19 protein-coding genes and 1 tRNA gene are annotated in these 20,259 nt (G+C 62.3%); 9 read left to right on the top strand and 11 right to left on the bottom strand.

The features are described from left to right. Positions 1-19: 19 nt before the first annotated feature. Positions 20-886, bottom strand: a complete 867-nt coding sequence (gene folD, locus K7B09_RS04780; protein ID WP_223627320.1) for a bifunctional methylenetetrahydrofolate dehydrogenase/methenyltetrahydrofolate cyclohydrolase FolD — start codon at positions 884-886, stop codon at positions 20-22. Positions 887-1,082: 196 nt separating this feature from the next. Here folD and K7B09_RS04775 point away from each other — a divergent pair, with 196 nt between their 5' ends. Next, positions 1,083-1,289, top strand: coding sequence for a hypothetical protein (locus tag K7B09_RS04775; RefSeq protein WP_223627318.1), 207 nt, complete (start codon positions 1,083-1,085; stop codon positions 1,287-1,289). A gap of 7 nt (positions 1,290-1,296) precedes the next feature. Here K7B09_RS04775 and K7B09_RS04770 read toward each other — a convergent pair whose 3' ends face one another. The 10 genes from K7B09_RS04770 to ndk all read right to left on the bottom strand — a co-directional run bounded on the left by K7B09_RS04770 (position 1,297) and on the right by ndk (position 10,784). Continuing rightward, positions 1,297-2,337, bottom strand: a complete 1,041-nt coding sequence (locus K7B09_RS04770) for a DUF2272 domain-containing protein (protein ID WP_223627316.1) — start codon at positions 2,335-2,337, stop codon at positions 1,297-1,299. After that, entirely contained in the window at positions 2,337-3,476 is a 1,140-nt protein-coding gene (moeB, locus tag K7B09_RS04765; RefSeq protein WP_223627313.1) for a molybdopterin-synthase adenylyltransferase MoeB, read from the bottom strand. Before moeB ends, K7B09_RS04770 begins: the two co-directional genes overlap by 1 nt. A gap of 7 nt (positions 3,477-3,483) precedes the next feature. Beyond that, positions 3,484-4,080: a molybdenum cofactor guanylyltransferase gene (mobA, locus tag K7B09_RS04760; RefSeq protein ID WP_223627311.1), complete on the bottom strand. Its 597-nt coding sequence runs from the start codon at positions 4,078-4,080 to the stop codon at positions 3,484-3,486. Further along, the gene (gene der, locus K7B09_RS04755) at positions 4,080-5,480 is read right to left on the bottom strand and encodes a ribosome biogenesis GTPase Der (RefSeq protein ID WP_223627309.1); all 1,401 of its coding nucleotides are present in this window, start codon (positions 5,478-5,480) and stop codon (positions 4,080-4,082) included. The genes mobA and der overlap by 1 nt, the downstream gene beginning before the upstream one ends. A 114-nt stretch (positions 5,481-5,594) precedes the next feature. Next, entirely contained in the window at positions 5,595-6,779 is a 1,185-nt protein-coding gene (gene bamB, locus K7B09_RS04750) for an outer membrane protein assembly factor BamB (RefSeq protein ID WP_374349902.1), read from the bottom strand. Then, positions 6,776-7,420 carry a YfgM family protein gene (locus K7B09_RS04745; RefSeq protein ID WP_223627305.1) on the bottom strand — a complete coding sequence of 215 codons (645 nt, stop codon included), beginning with the start codon at positions 7,418-7,420 and terminating at the stop codon, positions 6,776-6,778. Before K7B09_RS04745 ends, bamB begins: the two co-directional genes overlap by 4 nt. 81 nt (positions 7,421-7,501) lie before the next feature. Continuing rightward, entirely contained in the window at positions 7,502-8,326 is an 825-nt protein-coding gene (locus tag K7B09_RS04740; protein ID WP_223627303.1) for a RodZ domain-containing protein, read from the bottom strand. Next, on the bottom strand, positions 8,323-9,132 hold the full coding sequence (locus tag K7B09_RS04735; RefSeq protein ID WP_223627301.1) for a tetratricopeptide repeat protein: 810 nt from the start codon (positions 9,130-9,132) through the stop codon (positions 8,323-8,325). The genes K7B09_RS04740 and K7B09_RS04735 overlap by 4 nt, the downstream gene beginning before the upstream one ends. Next, positions 9,132-10,349 carry a dual-specificity RNA methyltransferase RlmN gene (rlmN, locus tag K7B09_RS04730; RefSeq protein WP_223627298.1) on the bottom strand — a complete coding sequence of 406 codons (1,218 nt, stop codon included), beginning with the start codon at positions 10,347-10,349 and terminating at the stop codon, positions 9,132-9,134. The genes K7B09_RS04735 and rlmN overlap by 1 nt, the downstream gene beginning before the upstream one ends. A 9-nt stretch (positions 10,350-10,358) precedes the next feature. Beyond that, positions 10,359-10,784 (bottom strand): nucleoside-diphosphate kinase, encoded by a 426-nt coding sequence (ndk, locus tag K7B09_RS04725; protein ID WP_223627296.1) that lies wholly within the window; start codon positions 10,782-10,784, stop codon positions 10,359-10,361. A 499-nt stretch (positions 10,785-11,283) separates the two neighbouring features. On the opposite strand from ndk, the gene thrA reads away from it, so the two are divergent. The 8 genes from thrA (at position 11,284) to murB (ending at position 20,229) form a co-directional block, all read left to right on the top strand. Beyond that, positions 11,284-13,788, top strand: coding sequence for a bifunctional aspartate kinase/homoserine dehydrogenase I (thrA, locus tag K7B09_RS04720; RefSeq protein WP_223627294.1), 2,505 nt, complete (start codon positions 11,284-11,286; stop codon positions 13,786-13,788). Then, positions 13,785-14,717, top strand: coding sequence for a homoserine kinase (locus K7B09_RS04715; RefSeq protein ID WP_223627292.1), 933 nt, complete (start codon positions 13,785-13,787; stop codon positions 14,715-14,717). Before thrA ends, K7B09_RS04715 begins: the two co-directional genes overlap by 4 nt. Then, the gene (thrC, locus tag K7B09_RS04710) at positions 14,714-16,006 is read left to right on the top strand and encodes a threonine synthase (protein WP_223627289.1); all 1,293 of its coding nucleotides are present in this window, start codon (positions 14,714-14,716) and stop codon (positions 16,004-16,006) included. The genes K7B09_RS04715 and thrC overlap by 4 nt, the downstream gene beginning before the upstream one ends. Positions 16,007-16,103: 97 nt before the next feature. Then, positions 16,104-16,180, top strand: a tRNA-Arg gene (locus K7B09_RS04705). Positions 16,181-16,211: 31 nt separating this feature from the next. Then, positions 16,212-17,744, top strand: coding sequence for an L-piperidine-6-carboxylate dehydrogenase (gene amaB, locus K7B09_RS04700; RefSeq protein ID WP_223627287.1), 1,533 nt, complete (start codon positions 16,212-16,214; stop codon positions 17,742-17,744). 80 nt (positions 17,745-17,824) lie between these two features. Further along, positions 17,825-18,118: a DUF4190 domain-containing protein gene (locus K7B09_RS04695; protein WP_223627285.1), complete on the top strand. Its 294-nt coding sequence runs from the start codon at positions 17,825-17,827 to the stop codon at positions 18,116-18,118. A 3-nt stretch (positions 18,119-18,121) separates the two neighbouring features. Continuing rightward, complete coding sequence (locus tag K7B09_RS04690; RefSeq protein WP_223627283.1) at positions 18,122-19,177, top strand: quinone-dependent dihydroorotate dehydrogenase; 1,056 nt, start codon at positions 18,122-18,124, stop codon at positions 19,175-19,177. Continuing rightward, complete coding sequence (gene murB, locus K7B09_RS04685; protein WP_223627280.1) at positions 19,174-20,229, top strand: UDP-N-acetylmuramate dehydrogenase; 1,056 nt, start codon at positions 19,174-19,176, stop codon at positions 20,227-20,229. Before K7B09_RS04690 ends, murB begins: the two co-directional genes overlap by 4 nt. Positions 20,230-20,259: the final 30 nt, after the last annotated feature.

Raw genomic sequence — 20,259 nt, 5'->3', positions numbered from 1 at the left:
GCGCGCCATTGTAGCGCGTTTACAGACTGCCGTCCGCCAATTCCGCCGCTTCCAGCGTGTTTTGCATCAACGTGGCCACGGTCATCGGCCCCACTCCGCCAGGCACCGGGGTAATCCAACTGGCACGTTGGGCCGCTTCGTCAAAGCCCACATCGCCGACCAGCCGGCCATCCTCTAGGCGGTTGATGCCCACATCAATCACCACCGCGCCTTGCTTGACCCATTCACCAGGAATCAAGCCCGGCTTGCCGGCGGCAACCACCAGAATGTCGGCTTCACCCACATGGCGTTTGAGCACGTCCATCGGGGTGAATTTGTGGCAGCTGGTGACGGTGCAACCGGCAATCAGCAATTCCTGCCCCATCGGCCGACCCACGTGGTTGGACACGCCCACAATCGTCGCGCTTTGGCCGCGCACCGGCTTGTCGGTCCATGCCAATAGCGTGGTGATGCCGCGTGGCGTGCACGGGCGCAAACCAAACTGGCGCAGCGCCAGATGGCCCACATTCTCGGGGTGGAAACCGTCCACATCCTTGTCTGGGTGAATGCGTTCGATCAATGCGCTGGCATCACTGATACCGGGCAGTGGCAGCTGAATCAGGATGCCGTGTACGTCCGGATTGGCATTGAGTTCATCGATCAGCGCCAGCAGCTGGGCCTCGCTGGTGCCAGCCGGCAGGTCGTAATCGAACGCACGGATGCCCACTTTTTCGGCCGCACGCTTTTTATTGCGCACATAGCTTTGACTGGCCGGGTCGCTGCCGACCAATACCACCGCAAGACCGGGCCGTGTTTTGCCAGCCGCCAGCCGTGCATCCACCTGCGCCTTCAGGGTCAACAGCAGGGTGTCGGCGATGCGCTTTCCATCGAGAATCTTGGCGGTCATGCAGAAATCTGGTGGGCAGGAAGCAGCTATTATCGCCTAGCTGGCAGGCGACGCGGAACGCGAACGGGTGTAGGTTATGCAGCACAGGGATGTTCGCCTTGACGAAGTTGACCGCAACCCTCTCTGGTTTGGCCGGCTTCATGGTTCATAGGCGTTGATCAGGACACGGGCACCACACCATCTGGCGAGGGGCAGCATGGCAATCCTTCAGGGCGAATGCCCGAAATGCGGCAAGCGCGTATTGCACGTCAATGTGGAACACATCGTCGGCATGGTCGACGGCACCAGCAAGGCGAGGTGCCTGAGCTACAGCTGCATCCACTGCAATACCATCATGGGCGTGCAGATTGACCCGCGCGCGAAGCCACGATTGCGCAGCAGCAAGCCACCTGCGGCAAGCTGAGGCCCCGTCACCCCCCGCCGGGCAACGGCTCATCCGGAGTTGCAGGCTTCAGTAGCGGCTGGCCCGGTGTTGGGCAACGCGGTACGCCCGATCCCAGTACGCAATTGACGCAACAGGTCTCCGGCACTGGCGGGTTGTACTGGCTGCCAGGCGGCAGCACCGACCCTATGCGTGCCAGTTCGTCCTGCGATTTCAAGGCAAGCAACACCGCCCAATCCTGCCGGTTGAAATTACAACTTGCCGCGCTGTCGGGCGCACACGGACTGTCATCGGCGCTGCGCATCAACAGCCCGCTCAACCGGCCTTGGGCATCCACGGGCAGAATGCGCAGCGTCACCGCCTGCTGAACATTGCCGCCAATGGCATACACCTTGCCGGCGTCGATGGCGACAATGATGTCGCAATGCATTGGCAAGCCGCCATCACCCGCGTCGATGCGTTTGACTAGCCCGTCATAACCATAGAGCGCCTTGCTGCGCACAAAACAAAGCAGGTCTCCGGCTTGTACTTCGGCGCTGGTGGGGGCGACGAATCGATACGGGCTGGCGGCATCTTTACGTGCGGCACGCACATAGTCGAAGTGACTGGGCGAATCATGAAACCCGGGCACACCGGCACGCTGCATCACCCAACTGATGAATGCCGCCGACCACGGATTGTCGATCACGAAGCCGCGACACCCCAAGCCTTGGTAGCTCAAACTCATCGCGGCATAAGTGCAATCGCTGGCCCCGGCTTTGAATGCCATTGCCTGCAACAGGCCACTGGATTGCCAGTAGAACGCGACGCGCCGCCACGGCGCGCCGCCATCCTTCAGCCCATTACTCTCTGCCTCGTATGCCGGCAGATTGGCCAGTTTTCCATCGCTATCAATAAACGGCCGGTTCCAGCGCAAGTATTCGTCACAAGCAATCGCAATAATGCGGGTAGCCACCTGGGTATCCCCTTGGCGTTGGCTCAACTGCGGACAAAGATCCGCCGCCAACACACCGCCCGACACCAACAACAAGCACGCACCCAGCAGCGCATGCATCCATGCCTTGGCCATCATCCCCTTGCATCCCCGGCGGCACACACGGCCGCTTCATCCACATACCCAAGGAAAGCGCGATCCGGCGCGCAAACCGGACACTGCGGGTCAGCGGTCACGATAAATTCGCGAAACCGCATCCCCAGCGCATCAAATTGCAGGATGCGCCCGGCCAGAGATTCTCCGAGACCCAGCAGCAGTTTGAGTACTTCGGTGGCTTGCAGGATGCCAATCACGCCCGGCAGCACGCCCAGCACGCCGGCCTCGGCGCAATTGGGCGCCGCCTCTGCTGGCGGTGGCTCTGGAAACAAACAGCGGTAGCACGGTGCAAGGCCGCGTTGGCGGCCAGCATCGAACACGCTGAGCTGACCTTCGAAGCGATGCACCGCGCCATACACCAGCGGCTTGCGCAACTGCACGCAGGCATCGTTCAGCAGGTAGCGCACCGGAAAATTGTCGCCGCCATCCAGCACTACATCGACACCCTCCAGCATGCGTTCAACATTGGCCGCACTCACCCGCTCAGCCACGGCTTCGATGCAGGTCCGCGGATTCAATGCCGACAAGGTGGCTGCTGCCGATGCCACTTTCGGCTCGCCAATGCGTGCATTGGTATGCAGGATCTGGCGCTGCAAATTGCTACGATCGACCACGTCGTCATCGGCAATCCGCAAGTGGCCCACACCAGCGGCGGCCAAATAAAACGCAGCCGGCGAACCCAGTCCACCGGCACCCACCAGCAACACGCGTGCGGCTTCCAGCGTTTTCTGCCCGGCCAAGCCCACCTCAGGCAAACGCAAATGGCGCGAATAGCGTTCGCCGAAATCCGCATCGATGTCGGGCTTGCACATCGGCAGCCCTGCCGCCGCCCACGCTTGCGTGCCACCTTGCACCGAGGACAAATTGCGATAGCCCAGCGCCGCCAGCGCGTGGGCGCACTGTGCAGAGCGTACGCCGGCTTGGCAAAGCAGCAGCACTTCGCTGGTTTGTGCTGCGATATGCGCGGCCGGATCGCGCAATAGCGCTTCGCGCGCCACACCCAACGCGCCTTCGGCCATGCCGAGTGTGCGCTCGTGATCGGTGCGCACGTCGATCAGCAACGCACCGGCTTGTTGCCGGCGCCGCGCTTCACGCGGGGGGATGCTGTGGCTATCCATCGGCGGATTATCCTCTGTGGACCGCGCTGTCGGCATCGCTGCAGCCGGCTTGGTGCAGGTCTTCGGGGGTATTGAGGTTGCCAAAGTGCGCCCCGGAAAACAGCACGTGAGGCAACCCCAACACCGCTTGCATCTGCCGCACTGAGTGCTGCTGCACCGCCAGTGCCGCCGCCAGTGCCGGGCGCAACGCATCCACACGATACAACGCCACCAACGGCTGCAGGCCGTCGTCGTCGCAGCTCACCGCACCCTCCCCGCCTGCCTGCGCAAGCCGAGGCAACAGGGTGTCGGGCAGTTGCAACACATCTACCGATACGGTCAACAGCCACGTGCTGGTGCAGGCGTTGGCCAGTACCTCCAATCCGCCAATGGGGCCGATTCCGGCAACACGGTCGGCATGTGCATGCAGGCCGTACTCGGCATAGTGCGGCAAATTGCGATTGGCGCTGACCAAGACCTCGGTGCAGTACGGCGCGAACTGCCGTGCCAAGCGCACCACCTGCGCAACACCATCACGCACAAGCCATGCCTTGTCGCGCCCGCCCAGCCGGGTGGCCTGGCCACCCGCCAAAATGCCGAGGGTGAGGCTGGCCGGTGCTTGCATCAGCCGCCGCGCTTCACATGCCGCATCAAGCGGCGCTTCTTTTCCACCTGGCGATCGGTCAATACGTTTTTCTTGCCTTCGTACGGATTGTTGTTTTCGCGGAAAATGAAGCGAATGGGCGTGCCCACCAATTTGAAGCGCTTGCGGAAGAAATTTTCCAAATAGCGTTGATAGGTGGCGCTGAGGGTCTTCAAACGGGTGCCATGCACCACGAAGGTGGGCGGTGTGTCGCCACCGGGATGTGCAAAGCGCAGCTTGGCCACGTGCCCACGCACCACCGGCGGCGGATAAGCGGTGTAGGCGGCTTCCACCGCACGGGTGACATCGGCGGTACTGAATACATGCGTGGCCGAGGCGTGTGCGCGGTGGATGGACTTGAACAATTCGCGCAGGCCCGAGCCATGCAAGGCCGAGATGCGCACGCGTTCGGCCCATTCCACGAAACTGAGTTTGCGGGCGGCCAAGGCTTCGGCTTGCTGGCGCTCGTAATCGGTGCGGCCGTCCCATTTGTTGAGCACGATGACCAAGGCGCGTCCGGCATCCAGTATCGCACCCAGCACGGTAGCGTCTTGATCGGTCACACCCTCGCTGGCATCGAGCATCAGCACCGCGACCTGACACTGTTCGATGGCCTGCAAGGTCTTGAACGCGGAGAACTTTTCCACCGCCTCTTCCACTTTGCCGCGCCGACGCAAGCCGGCCGTGTCGATCAAGCGGTACTTGCGGCCATCGCGCTCCAGATCCACCGCGATCGAGTCACGGGTGGTGCCCGGCACGTCGGAGGCGATCATGCGTTCTTCGCCCAGAATGCGGTTGACCAAGGTGGATTTGCCCACGTTGGGGCGGCCAACAAAGGCTATACGAACGCGGCTTGGATCATCATCAAGTGTTTCGGTACTGCCCTCTGCCGGCAGCAAAGCGGCGGTTTTGGCCAGCAGCGCATCAATGCCGGTACGCTGCGCCGACGACACCGGCAAGGCGTCGCCAAACCCATAGCGGGCAAACTCCGCCAACGCGGTCTGCAAGTCGATGCCATCGGATTTGTTGACGACCAGCAAGGTCGGCTTGGATTGCTTGCGCAGCCAGCGCAGGATGTCGTCATCCAGTGCCGATGCGCCTTCGCGACCATCGACCACAAACAAGATCAGATCCGCTTCTTCCGCCGCCGCACGCGATTGCCGCGCCGTGGCACCGGCCAGCCCTTCATCTTCCCCGGCAATGCCGCCTGTATCCACCAGCACAAACGGCCGCCCTTCCAGCAAGCGGCAGACGCCGTAATTGCGGTCGCGGGTGACGCCGGGTTCGTCGTGCACCAACGCATCGCGGGTGCGGGTCAGCGCATTGAACAGGGTGGACTTGCCGACATTGGGGCGCCCAACCAGGGCTACGAGGGGAAGCATGGTGTCAACCTTTGGTGAAAATGCAGGCCGCAGTGGAACGTTTGAAACAACAGCGGCCCCGGCAGGGTAGCCGGGGCCGCGCATGGGTGCCAGCCGGGGGCTGGCAAAAACGCATTATTTCAGCGAAAACGCGGTCAACTTGCCGTCGGTGCTCTGCACCACGGCGATGTCGCCTGCCACCACCGGCTTGCCGGTGACCGCCGCGCCCACCTTGCTGCGTGCGGCAAATGCGCCATCGCTGAGGCGCAGCCAATGCACCACGCCTTCAAAATCACCTACCAGCGCATAGTCGCCCTGCACGGTGGGTGCGGAGACATTGCGATTGAGCAAGCCAGCTTGCTGCCACAGACTGCCGCCGGTGTTCTTATCGAGGCCGATTACATTACCGTTCTTGTCGGTCGTGACAATTGCGGAATTGCTGACACCCACGCCACGCGCGCCGCCGTGCTCGCTATCCCACAAGACTTGCCCACTGGGGCCGTCGATGGCGGTGGTATGGTTTTTGTAGCTACTGGCATACAGCACGGTGCCTTCCAACACCGGATCGCCGTCCACGTCGGCCATGCGTTCCAGTTCGGTGCGGCCGTCGGGCTCGGCCACTGCGGTCGACCACATCAGATTGCCGTCATTGGCGTTGAGGGCGGTCAGGGTGCCATTGTCGCCACTGACAAACAGAATGTTCGGGCCCAGTGTCATGCCACCGCTACCACGCACGGTCAGCGCCGGAATATCTGCACTGTAGAACCAACGGCGGGTGCCATTGCTGGCATCAAAGGCCGTGACACGGCCATCGTTGGAATGCACAAACACCATGCCGCTACCGATGGCTGGTGCAACCAACACTTCATTGTTAACTTTGGCTGTCCATTTTTCCTGGCCGGTGGCTTCATCCAGAGCGATGACCTCACCCTTCAAACCACCCACCACCACCAAGCCACTACCAACGCCCGGGCCGCCACTCAGATGCGCCTTGCTATCGTAATGCCATAGCGATTTGCCTGTAGTCAGATCAATGGCGGATACGCCGCCATCGACCGCAGCGGCATACACATGGTCGCCATTGATGGTCGGATGCTGGCCAATACCGAGATCCTTCTCGCCCTTACCCACCGACACCGACCACAGTGGGCTGGCCGTGACCAATGGGGTGATGTCGGTCAATTTGGCAGGTTCAGCCGACTTGTCTTTACTCTTGCCACTAAACAGGTTTTTGACGCTGCTGCAGCCAGCCAGCATGGCCACTGAAATGACCGCCACGGCCAGCAGCTGCAGGGAACGGAACTTGCCCGACTTCATCAGCGCTTATCCTCGGAATGCGGTGGCACGCCACCGGCTTCAATCAATTTCATGGTGATCAGATGATGCTGCGGTGAACCCACATCGACCAACGCCAGTGCCTTGCGATAGTCATCCTGCGCCTTGGCGAAATCACCCAAGCTGAATTGCGCATCCCCGCGCGCATCCAGCATGGCGGCATTGCGCTCATCGCCCAACAGCGCCAACGCATCCTTGGCCTTGCCGGTATCAATCAGCAAATGCGCCAAACGCACCTGTACAACCGGGCGCAAATCGCCATCGGCATTGCGCAGGCCGCGCAAGGTAACGATGGCATCCTCGCGCTTGCCAGCATCGACCTGTGCCTTGGCTAGTTGCAATGCGGCCAGCGTGCCTAGAGTCGGGTTGCTTTTGTTCAACTCCGCCAGCACCGCCTTGCCGTTGTCGGCGGGGATTTTGCCGTCTTCAAATGCCGATACGCTCTTGGCGTAGCGGGTATTGACACCCATATCCGCGGCTAGGCGTTGCCCCTGCCACCAGTTCCAGCCAGCAATCACGGCCAGCCCAAGTGCGACCCCGCCAATCAGGCCAGCCGCATTGCCGCGAAGCCAATTACGGACTTGTTCACTCTGTTCGTGTTCGTTGAGCAGTTCGTCGATCGCCATGCTGCCTCTCGCCCGCCATCTAGGTCGGGACGTCGTGAAATATTCGGAATTACCGGGAATGGGTGGCGCCGACCGCGACAATCAATCTTGCGCGGCAAGCGAGCCGTCGGAGGATACCGCAAACCGCGCCACGTTCGCGCGCGCGTGCTCCATCACGTTCATGGGCCGGCCACCTGCTTGCATCTGTACCACTGCCGCATTACCAATGGTCAGACGTTGTACCTGATCCATGGGATAGCGCTTTTCAGCACCATCGGCCAACATTGTCTTGTCAAGCACGTTGCCATCGCGCGCGATCACTTCCAGCCAGGACTGACCAGTGGCACGCAGCACGATATCCGCGCTTGGTGCGGGTTCTGGCTGTACGGCAGCGCCCATTGGCGCCATTGAAGCCACCACGGTACGCGGCGCAGCAGGTACCGCAGGCACGGCCGGTTTGCCATGTGCCACGGGCATGACAGGAGTATCCAGCGCTGCGATGGTGGCAGGCGTGCCATTCAAGTGCTGACGAGTGGCTACCCATGCCGGAATGGCCAGTGACAGGGTCAGCACGATATAGACCAAGCGGCGACCAATCTGTTCAGCCCACCATTGCGCCTTCGGTGTATGTGTCCTGCTGACCAGCCTGGTGGGCTCCACCGGCTCAATATTGAGCGCGGCCATCATCGGTGCGGTGGTCAAGCCCAACAGCCGCGAATAGCTGCGCACTTGCCCACGCACAAAAACAGGGGCTCCCAACCGCGACCAGTCTTCTGCTTCAAGTGACTGCACCACACGGGCCGGCATCCGCAGGCGCGTGGCTACATCATCAATACTCAAACCCGCCGCCAGCCGTGCGTCACGCAAGCGTGCGCCACAGCCGGCAAGTGCTTGATGGGTGGAATCAGGGGCAAACTGTGAGCTCATTGCGCGCGCGGAACCAAGGGTGAACCGGGGGGAGTCGCCTGCAAACGGGAAAGATAGCGCGAAGCGGCCTCGTTGTCGCCAAGTTTTTGCTCGATGCTGGCTGCCAGGCGCAAACCGGCTGCATCTTCCGGGTTCACCGCCAACCAGCGTTCGGCAAATGCGCGTGCATCCAAATAACTGCCTCGCGCAAAGGTCAGCGCCGCCAGACCTGACAGGGCGGTCAGATTTTGCGGCTCCAGCGCCAACGCGCTTCGCCATTTCACTTCTGCCTGAATCGGCTGACCGGCTCGATTGGCACAGCTGCCCGCATTGGCCATAGCGCCGGCCGGCGTGGGATAGGCCGGGTCGGCCAAGGCGCGATCAAACCACACCAGCGACTGCGCCGGCTGTCCATTGGCACACAGCCAGCCGCCATAGTTATTGGCATACAGGCCATTGTTCGGTGCGCTATCCACAGCCGCCTTGTAGGCTTTGCCGGCAGCAGCGGTATCGCCACGCGTCTCGGCAATCGCGCCCAGCAATGTTTGCGCATCCCCGGAATTGGGTTGCGACTTCAGTGCCCGCCGAGTCATTTCCTCGGCCCCGTCCAACTGGCCGCGCTGATACAAGTCGGTGGCCACCGCCAGCAGCATGGCAGGGTCTTCTTTAGCCCCGGCCTTCTTGCCGCTGACATCGTAGGTGGGGGAAATTCTGGTGTAACCGCGTGCTTGGGCGCTAGGTCGAACGATGGTCAGCCGCTCCAACTGATTGCAGCCGACCAATAGAACTGCCCCCAACCCGATCAGCACAATGAGTACTTGCCGCATCAATGCGCTCCTGCGGCATGCAGCCGCTTGCGATGCTCCGCCGAACGCCGGGTGCGGTCCATCACCTGGCCTTTGAGCTGGCCACAGGCGGCATCAATATCATCGCCACGGGTGCGTCGCACCGGCGCAATCATGCCGGCGTTGTTGAGCAGCTTCTGGAAACCGCGAATGGCCAGATCATCCGGGCGCTGGAAGCCCGTACCGGGGAACGGGTTGAACGGGATCAGATTGATCTTGGCCGCGCCCTTCATCTGCACCCGACGATCGAAATCACGCAGCAGGCCAATCAACGCACGTGCGTGCTCGGGCTGGTCGTTGACATCCTTCATCAAGGTGTATTCAAACGTTACCGACTCGCCCTTCTTGCGCAGCGCATAGCGTACGCAGGCATCCAGCAACTCGGCCAACGGATATTTCTTGTTGATCGGCATCAGCCGGGTACGCAGTTCATCAAACGGCGCATGCAGCGAAACCGCCAGTGACACATCACTCTCGACCGCCAAGCGGTCGATCATCGGCACCAGACCCGCGGTGGACAAGGTGACGCGCTTGTTGGCCAGGCCGTAGCCAAGATCATCGCGCATGATGCTCATCGCACGCACCACGTTGTCGAAATTGGCCAGCGGCTCGCCCATGCCCATCATCACCACGTTGGTGAGCCGGCGCTGCTGGTGCGGCACGTTGCCCAAGTGGCGCGCCGCCACCCAGACCTGGCCGATGATCTCGGCGGTGCTCAGGTTGCGGTTGAAGCCCTGGGTGGCAGTGGAGCAGAACCCGCAATTGAGCGCGCACCCCACCTGCGAGGACACGCACAAGGTGCCGCGCCCCTTGTCGGGGATGTACACGGTTTCGATGGCGTTTCTGGCATCCATGCCCAGCAGCCATTTATGGGTGCCATCGGTGGATGCCTTGTCGAAGATGACCTGCGGCGCCCGTACCACGGCACGCGCTTCCAGCTTGGCGCGCAGCGCTTTGCCAAGGTCGGTCATTTCGGAAAATTCGGTGGCATAGCGATGATGAATCCACTTCATCACCTGGTGGGCGCGGAACTTCTTTTCGCCCAGATCCTCTTCGAAAAAACGCTCCAGACGGGCGCGATCGAAGTCGAAAATATTGGTTCTTGTCTCTGCGCCGGCATTCACCGGCGCGGAGGCAAGCGCAACCTCGCCCTCACCCAGCAGGGTGATATCGATAGCGGGGCTGCGCGTTTGGCTCATGGCAGCAACTCAGCGTGCGTACACGTCGGTGGCCGGGAAGAAATAGGCAATTTCGATTGCCGCATTTTCCAGCGAGTCCGAACCGTGCACCGCGTTGGCGTCGATGCTGTCGGCAAAATCAGCGCGGATGGTACCTGGCGCTGCGTCCTTCGGGTTGGTGGCACCCATCAATTCGCGATTCTTCAGCATCGCGCCTTCGCCTTCCAGCACCTGCACCATCACCGGGCCGGAGATCATGAACTCGACCAATGCGGCAAAGAACGGGCGCTCGCGGTGCACGGCATAGAAGCCTTCGGCCTCTTGCTTGGACAGGTGCTTCATCTTGGCGGCCACAACCTTGAGGCCGGCTTTTTCGAAGCGGGAATAGATTTCGCCGATCACGTTCTTGGCAACGGCATCGGGCTTGATGATCGAAAGGGTGCGCTCCAGCGCCATGGGACTCTCCGGAAAAATGAAAGGGCGTCCTTGCCGGAGCACCCGAGGATAACAGAAAAACCCGCGTACTGGCGCGGGTTTGGCCGATATGGCTGGTGCGGATTCTAGCTTATTTTCGAGCCCGGGACATTGATTTTGTCGGTCGCCGATGCCGCCGGTTGCCGTCTGCCGATCAGCGAAGACCTGCAAGACGGCTTCACCTTGCCCAGTATGCGTCGTCAATCCGTTCCCATCACCCATACCGGCCCTGCTGCAAGCCCCGATGGGATCACGCCATCGGTTCCGTCCGCAACCACCGCTTGACAACCCATGCCGCAGTGCAGCAGAGTCGAGCCATGACCCACGACATCACCATGATTTCGACCATTACCACCGGCACCGGTACTACGGGCCCGGTGCGGTTGGTCATGCCTGGATAACCCATCCAAGACACGGCCCCCGCAGCGAACGGCGGGGCGCGATCCCCGGCGGTGCGACGCGGAGGCTCACAGGAGCCTGTATGCACGCACTTGCCCAAGCGGACGATTCCGAGCCATCCAAACCTACCGTGCGCTGCCGCGCGCACAAATTCGGCGGTAGCTCATTGGCCGATGCTGCGCGCATTCGGCATGTGGCCGACTTGTTGTTGGCCGACGATGCCAGCACGCAGATTGCGATTACATCGGCGATGCAAGGCACCACCAATGCACTGGTGGCCTTGGGCGAAGCGGCTACCTCGGGCAGCAAGTGGAAACCCGCACTGGAAGCGCTGCATCAGCGCCACAACGACACCGCACACGCGCTGCTGCAACGGCCAGCGGCGGCAGTGGCCAGGATCAACACACTTTGCGGCGAGCTGGCCGAACTGTTGCAAGCCAGCTCGCTGCTACGACAGCCGGGGCGCACTGCGCTGGAACGTATCCACGGCATGGGCGAAGTGCTCTCGACCACTTTGCTGCACGCGCATTTGGTGGAACGCGGCGGCGATTACGCGCTGCTGGATGCACGCGATGTGCTGGTGGTGCGGCATACCGACCTGGGTGCCGTGGTGGATTGGGAACAAAGTGCCGCCAAGCTGGCCGAGTGGCGCACGCAGCATCCGCAAGCGCGGGTGAATATCACCGGCTTTGTGGCCCGCGATGAACACGGCCTGCCCACGACGCTGGGCCGCAATGGCAGTGACTATTCCGCCGCGATTTTCGCCAGCTTGTTCGCGGCCGACGAACTGCATATCTGGAGCGATGTGGATGGTGTGCTCTCGGCCGATCCACGGCTGGTGCCAGAGGCCGTGCCACTGACCGCGATGAGTTATCGCGAAGCCTGCGAGTTGGCGTATTTCGGCGCAAAAGTCATCCATCCGCAAACGATGACCCCGGCGATTGCACGCGGCCTGCCGATCCTGATGCGCAACACCTTCCGCCCGGAGTTTGCCGGTACCCGCATCGATGCGGTCGGCGACCGCAACCCGGCCGGCCCGGTCAAAGGCCTGACCCTGGGCGGCGACTTGGCCCTGGTGTGCCTGGAAGGTGCCGGCCTGATCGGTGTGCCCGGCACCGCCGAACGCGTCTTTGCCGCGCTGCATGCGGCGCATATTTCGGTGGTGATGATCTCGCAAGGCAGCTCCGAGCATTCCATCTGCTGCGTGGTGCATCAGCGCGAAGCCGATGCCGCCCGCGATGCCTTGCAAGACGCATTTACCCGCGAATTGGCCGGCGCGCAGGTGCAGGGCGTGACGCTGCAAACCGGGATCAGCGTGCTGGCAGCGGTGGGCGATGGCATGGCCGGCACACCAGGCGTGGCGGCGCGCATGTTCGATGCCTTGGCGCGGGCGCGGGTCAACATTCGAGCGATCGCGCAGGGCGCGTCCGAACGCAATATTTCAGTGGCGATCGACTCTGCTGATGCCGCGCGCGCGCTGCGCGCCGTGCATGCCGCATTCTGGTTGTCGCCGCAGACCATCGCGCTGGCGGTCATCGGCCCCGGCAAGGTGGGCAGCGCCCTGCTCGATCAACTGCAAACCGCACTGCCGCGCCTGCGCACGCAGCACACTATCGACCTGCGCCTGCGCGCACTGGCCTCGCGTTCCAACCTGTGGTTATGCGAACACGGCGACGCCGTGGATTGGCATACCCGTCTGCAACAACCGCCGTCGGAGGCCAGCCTTGACCTTCTCACCAAGCATCTGCTGGACACCCATCTGCCACACGCCGTGGTGATCGATTGCAGCGCCAGTGACAGCGTGGCCGCACGCTACCCCGAATGGCTGGCTGCCGGCATCCACGTCATCACGCCCAACAAGCAGGCTGGTGCCGGGCCGCTGCAACGCTACCAAGCCATCCGCAGCGCGCAGGCACACAGTGGCGCGCGTTTTCGCTATGAAGCCACCGTGGGTGCGGGCTTGCCGGTGATTTCCACGCTGCGTGATTTGCTGGACACCGGCGATGACCTGCTCTCCATCGAGGGCATTTTTTCCGGCACGCTGGCGTGGCTGTTCAACAAATACGATGGCAGCAAACCATTCTCGGAACTGGTGCTGGAAGCGCACACGCTGGGCTATACCGAACCCGACCCGCGCGACGATTTATCCGGCGCCGATGTGGCGCGAAAATTGGTGATCCTTGCGCGCGAGTCCGGCATGCACATTTCGCTCTCCGATGTCGAAGTACAAAGTCTGGTGCCGGCAAGTTTGCGCAGCGCCGACCGCGATGCCTTCATGGATGGCTTGGCCGCATTGGATGCGCCCATGCAAGCCGCACTGGAGGCAGCCCGCAGCAAAGCCTGCGTGCTGCGTTATGTGGCCAAGCTCGAGCAAGACGGCAAGGCTTCGGTGGCACTGCGCGAATTGCCCGCCAGTCACGCCTTTGCCCATCTGCGCCTGACCGACAACTGCGTGTCCTTCACCACCCGCCGCTACTGCGACAACCCGCTGGTGGTGCAAGGCCCGGGCGCCGGGCCAGAAGTCACCGCCGCCGGCGTGTTCTCGGATCTGCTGCGGCTGGCCGCTGCGCTGGGGGCCAAGCTATGAGCGCCGCACCCGAACAAGCCCGTGCATTTTCACCCGGTTCGGTGGGCAATGTGGGCGTGGGCTTCGACATCCTTGGCCATGCCATTGCCGGGCTGGGCGATAGTGCAACGGTGCGCAAAATTGATGCCCCCACGGTACGCATCACCGCCATTACCGGCACCGTCACCGACCTGCCGCTTGAAGCCCATCGCAATACCGCAGGCGGCGCATTGCTGGCGCTGCGTGAAGCGCTCGATTTGCCGTTCGGGTTTGCGTTGGAAATTGAAAAAGGCATTCCACTGGGTTCCGGCTTGGGGGGCTCGGCGGCCTCGTGCGTGGCTGCACTGGTGGCCGCCAATGCCTTGCTGGATGCACCGCTTGCAGCTGAAGCGCTGTACCCGTTTGCATTGGCTGGCGAAGCCGTAGCCAGCGGCGGCAAACATGGCGATAACGTCGGCCCGATGCTGTTGGGTGGCTTGGTGCTGGCCACCGCTGATCGCTTGACCAGAATCAGTGTGCCCGCCACTTGGCACGCCGCGGTGGTGCATCCGCATGCCGTGCTGGAAACCCGGCGTGCACGTGAAGCACTGCAAGGCGCGTATGCGCTGCATCAATTCGTGATGCAAAGCGCCAACCTTGCGCAGGTACTGCTGGGATGTGAGCGTGGCGATGCAGGGCTGGTGCGCGCAGGACTTTCCGATGTGCTGGTAGAACCGCGCCGTGCGCCCTTGATCGGGGGCTTTGCAGCAGTCAAACACGCCGCACTGGAGGCCGGGGCCATGGGCAGCAGTATTTCCGGTGCTGGCCCCAGCGTATTTGCATGGTGCGAAACAAAAGCGACCGCCGAGCGTGCCGCCACTGCCATGTCGGCGGCCTTTGCCAACGCCGGTTTCGCCAGTGACATCGTCCTGACCCCCATTGCCTGCCCCGCCGCCAAGGTTTTGCCATGAACACCCTCAGCACCCGTGGGCAAGCGCCCGTTGTCACACTGTCACAGGCCATCGCTGCAGGATTGGCCCCTGATGGCGGGCTGTATATGCCAGCCAGCTGGCCGGCATTGTCTGGCGAAGACTTTGCCGGCGCCCACAGCTTGCCTGACGTGGCCTTGCGCCTGCTGCAACCATTTTTTGCCGATGAAGTGATCGCGCCCGCGCTGCCAGCCATCTGCAGCACTGCGCTGGCCATCGACCCACCCCTGGTGCGCTTCGGCGCGCCCAACGATTATCTGCTGGAGCTGTTCCACGGCCCCACCGCCGCGTTCAAGGATTACGCCGCCGGCTTTCTTGCCGGGTGTTTGTCAGCGCTGCCACAAGGCGACAAGCCATTGACCATAGTCGTTGCCACTTCGGGCGATACCGGCGCGGCGGTGGCGGCCGCTTTCCACAATCGCCCGGGGTTTCGCGTCGCCATCTTGTACCCCGATGGCCGCGTATCACCACGCCAAGCACATCAACTGGGCTGCTTTGGCGACAACGTGCGCGCCTTCAAGGTCGATGGCAGTTTTGATGATTGCCAGGCACTGGCCAAAACCCTGCTGACCGATGCCGCCTTTCGTGCGCAGCTGCCACTGGGTTCGGCCAACAGTATCAGTCTCGGGCGGTTGTTGCCGCAGGCCGCGTACTACGCACATGCCGCACTCAGCCATCAGCGCGCCACCGGCAATGTGCTGAACTTCGTGATCCCCACCGGCAATCTGGGCAACGCGCTGGCGTGCCTGCTGGCCAAGCGCATGGGCCTGCCGATTGGCCAGCTGGTGCTGGCCAGCAATGCCAATACCGTGCTACCGGACTTTTTTGCCGGCGGCGACTACCACCCCAAACCCAGCGTTGCCACCTTGGCCAATGCGATGGACGTGGGCGCGCCCAGCAATTTCGAGCGGCTGCAATACCTGTATCCGGATACCGAAACCCTGCGCCATACCCTGCGCGCCGAAGCGGTCAGCGATGCACAGATCCGCGCCGCCATCGTTCGCACCCGTGATGAACGCGGACACGTGGTCTGCCCGCACACCGCCTGTGCCGCCGACGTACTGGACCGCTTGCGCGCACGTGGCGAACCCGGTGACTGGGCTATCGTGGCCACCGCTCACCCGGCCAAGTTTCCGGAAGTGGTGGAACCGTTGGTGCAGCACACGATTGCTGCACCGCCTGCGCTGGCGGCGATGTTGGCGCGGCCAAGTGGTGCAGAGCGCTTAGCGAATGACGCCGCCGCACTGCAGGGCAGGCTGCAAAACTGGTGAAGTTATCAGGTTGATTTGCAAACAGTGACTGGTCATTTCGAAACTTCTTCCGGCGGATTGTCCGAACCTGCCGCGTGCTGCGATAATAATCAGTCTTGGCCCCGTAGCTCAGCTGGATAGAGCGTCCCCCTCCTAAGGGGAAGGTCGCCCGTTCGAATCGGGCCGGGGTCACCATCACCATCATTCGCACCGCTGGAGGCTCGCCATGTCCCACCCCGTCCTCACCGCCCTTGGGCTTTCCGCCACTGAATCCGGCACTTATCTTGGCAATGGCGAATGGTCCAAGACCTGCGATGCCGGCGTGCTGGAGCCGGTCAACCCAACCACCGGCGAAGTGCTGGGCCATGTGCATGCATCCTCGCAGGCCGATTACGAATTGATCATTGCGCGTGCGCAGGCGGCATTCAAAATCTGGCGCACCACGCCCGCGCCGCGTCGTGGTGAGGCGATCCGCCTGTGCGCCGATGCGCTGCGCACGCACAAGGACGCGCTGGGGTCGCTGGTGGCCCTGGAGATGGGCAAGTCCAAGCCGGAAGGCGACGGCGAAGTGCAGGAAATGATCGACATCGGCGAGTTCGCCGTGGGTCTGTCGCGCCAGCTGTACGGCCTGACCATGCACAGCGAACGCCCTGGCCATCGCATGTATGAACAATGGCACCCGCTGGGTATTGTCGGCGTGATCTCGGCCTTCAACTTCCCGGTCGCAGTGTGGGCCTGGAACAGTTTCATTGCCGCGATCTGCGGCGACATCACGGTGTGGAAGCCCTCGCCCAAGACCCCGCTGTCGGCGATCGCGTCGATGAAGATCTGCAACGAGGCGCTGCGTGCCGGCGGCTTCCCGGACATCTTCTTCCTGTTCAACGATGCCGGCAGCGAGCTGGCGCAGCAGTTCGTGGATGACAGGCGCATCCCGCTGATCAGCTTCACCGGCAGCACCAAGGTGGGCCGCATGGTGGGCGAAAACGTGGCGCGCCGCATGGGCCGCAGCCTGCTGGAGTTGGGCGGCAACAATGCGATCATCGTCGATGAAACCGCCGACCTGAAACTGGCCATCCCCGCCATCGTGTTCGGCGCGGTGGGTACCGCCGGCCAGCGTTGCACCACCACCCGCCGCCTGATCGTGCATGCGTCGATGTACGACGAAGTGCTGGCCAAGCTGATCACCGCTTACAAGCAAGTAGAAGGCAAAATCGGCGACCCCACCGACCCGGCCAACCTGATGGGCCCACTGAATAGCCGTGATGGCGTGAACGCGTATCTGGATGCCATCGCCAAAGCCAAGGCCGCCGGTGGCAAGGTGGAAACCGGCGGCACCGCCATCGACCGCCCTGGCAATTTCGTGTTGCCGGCGATCGTGACGGGCCTGACCAACGAAGCTGAAATCGTCCAGCACGAAACTTTTGCGCCGATCCTGTACGTCATGCAGTACAAGGACCTGGACGAGGCGATCGAGATGCAGAACGCCGTGCCGCAAGGCCTGTCGTCCTCCATCTTCACCACCAACCTCAAGCACGCCGAAGCTTTCCTCAGTGCGGCCGGTAGCGATTGCGGCATTGCCAACGTCAACATCGGCACCAGTGGCGCGGAAATCGGTGGCGCATTTGGGGGCGAAAAAGAAACCGGCGGCGGCCGTGAATCGGGTTCCGACGCTTGGCGCGCCTATATGCGTCGGCAGACCAATACAATCAATTATTCCGACGCGCTGCCGCTGGCGCAGGGCATCAAATTCGACTTGTAATCTTGATCTGCACCGTGCGTGTTCGCACACTAGCGATACGTATCGATCAGCCGCAAAGTAACACTCTGCAAAGGACAGCCATGAACGTACCTGCCCGCCAGACCAATTCTCTCGCCGTGGTCAGTCTTGTCTGCGGTATCCTGGGCTGGACCTTGCTGCCGTTCCTTGGCAGCATCATCGCGATCATCTGCGGGCACATGGCGCGCAGCGAAATCCGGCGCTCCCCTGCCACCCAGGAAGGCGACGGCTTGGCCGTTGCCGGCTTGGTGATGGGGTATCTGGTGATCGTGTTCTCGGTGCTTGCGATCATCGCAGTCATCCTGTTCTTTGGTGGGCTTGCCGCGATATTGGCATTTGCAGGTGCAGGACACTGACACTTGTACTCACTCGCCCGCCCATTCCTGTTTGGGGTTGATGCCGAGCGCGCGCACGGCATGGGCCTGTTGTCCCTGGAAGCTGCCTACCGCTGCGGCATGCGCTCGTTATTGGCCAAACCGCCACGGCCGATGCCGGTCAAGGTATTGGGCCTGACCTTTCCCAACCCGGTGGGTCTTGCCGCCGGGATGGACAAGAACGGCGCGCATATTGATGCCTTGTTGGCCTTGGGGTTTGGCTTTGTGGAAGTAGGTACGGTCACGCCACTGCCGCAAGCAGGCAACCCCAAACCGCGCATGTTCCGCCTGCCCCAGCACGAAGCGGTGATCAACCGCATGGGCTTCAACAATGACGGCGTGGATGTACTGGTGCGCAATGTCGAGCGCGCCAAACGCAAAACCGGTTTGCTGGGTATCAATATCGGCAAAAACAAGGACACACCTAACGCCGATGCTGCTGCTGATTATGTGTTGTGCCTGCGCAAGGTGTATGCATTGGCAGACTATGTGGCGGTGAATATTTCATCACCCAATACGGCGGGTCTGCGCGAGCTGCAGGAAGAACAAACCCTGCGCAAACTGGTCAGCGTGTTGCGTGACGAACAGGAAAAGCTGGCCGCCAAACATGGCAAGCGGGTTCCGCTATTGGTGAAGATCGCACCGGATCTTTCCGAAAGCGACATCGATGCAGCCGCACGCGTGCTGGGCGACTTGCAAGTGGATGGCGTGATCGCCACCAACACCACGGTGTCGCGCGAAGGCGTGGTGGGGGCACCTTTCGCTAACCAGAGTGGTGGCCTGTCCGGTGCCCCCTTGATGAGCCAAGCCACCACCGTGCTGCGCATGCTGCGCACGCGCTTGCCGGATGCCATTCCACTGATCGGCGTGGGTGGCATTTTGCATGGCGCTGACGCCGCTACCAAGCAGGCTGCCGGTGCACTGTTGGTGCAAACCTATACGGGTCTGGTGTATCGCGGCCCGGCGCTGATCGGCGAATGCGTGGAAGCCCTGCGTCGGCGCAAGGAAGCCCCCAGCCGCGGCCATCTTCCGCCCGAATGAGCCTATCGCTGGGCAACGGGGCGCGCATCACCGAACACGCAAGACTGGATGCGCGCAACACGTTTGGCGTGCGCGCTACTGCAGAACTGTTGGTCGAAGTCACCGATACCAGCGCGCTACCGGAATTGTTTGGCTACGCGATGCTGCGCGACCCCAACCTGTTGCTGCTGGGGGGGGGCAGCAACCTGCTGTTTGCCGGTGACCCGCCGGCGGCGGTGTTGGCGCTGGCCACGCACGGGATTCGCCTGCTGGACGATGACGGCAACACCACCCATGTACGCGCCGATGCCGGGGTGGTGTGGCATGACTTCGTGTTGTGGACCTTGGGTCATGGCTTGTCGGGCTTGGAGAATCTGGCGCTGATTCCCGGCACCGTGGGCGCCGCGCCGATTCAAAACATTGGCGCGTATGGCGTGGAAGTGCGCGAATGCATCCACGTGGTGGAGGCATTTGATCGCCAGCACAATGCCTGGCTGCGGCTTGCCGCCACCGACTGCGCGTTTGCCTATCGCGACTCGCTGTTCAAGCAACAGCCGGACCGCTACCTGGTGACCGCCGTCGAATTCACGCTACCGCGCAATTTTGTTGCCCACCTCGGTTATGCCGGCATCGGCGAAGAACTCACCGCGATGGGCGTGCACAACACCCCGCGTGCGTCGCAAGTGGCCGAAGCGGTCATGCGCATTCGTCGCCGCAAACTGCCGGATCCGGCGCTGCTGGGCAATGCCGGCAGTTTCTTCAAAAACCCGATCATTGCCCGTGCGCAGGCTGAAAGCTTGCTGGCAGAGCATCCGGGCATGCCGTGCTTTCATGGCAGCAGCGAGCACACCCGCAAATTGTCCGCTGCATGGCTGATTGACCAGTGCGGCTTCAAAGGCCATCGCGATGGTGACGCCGGGGTCTCCAGCGAACACGCCCTGATCTTGGTCAACCACGGCCATGCCACCGGGTTGCAACTGCTTGCACTGGCCCGCCGTATCGCCGACGCAGTGCATGCACGTTTTGGCGTGATGATTGAACCCGAACCGCGCATCGTGGGGGCTGCGTGGTGAAAGCCGCCGGCAACCCCCACGCACGTGCCG

The organism is Thermomonas beijingensis, from assembly GCF_020034655.1.
Classification (GTDB): Bacteria; Pseudomonadota; Gammaproteobacteria; order Xanthomonadales; family Xanthomonadaceae; genus Thermomonas; species Thermomonas beijingensis.
Note: the sequence above shows the minus strand (reverse complement) of the source record. Positions and strands in the feature narration are given on the sequence as shown.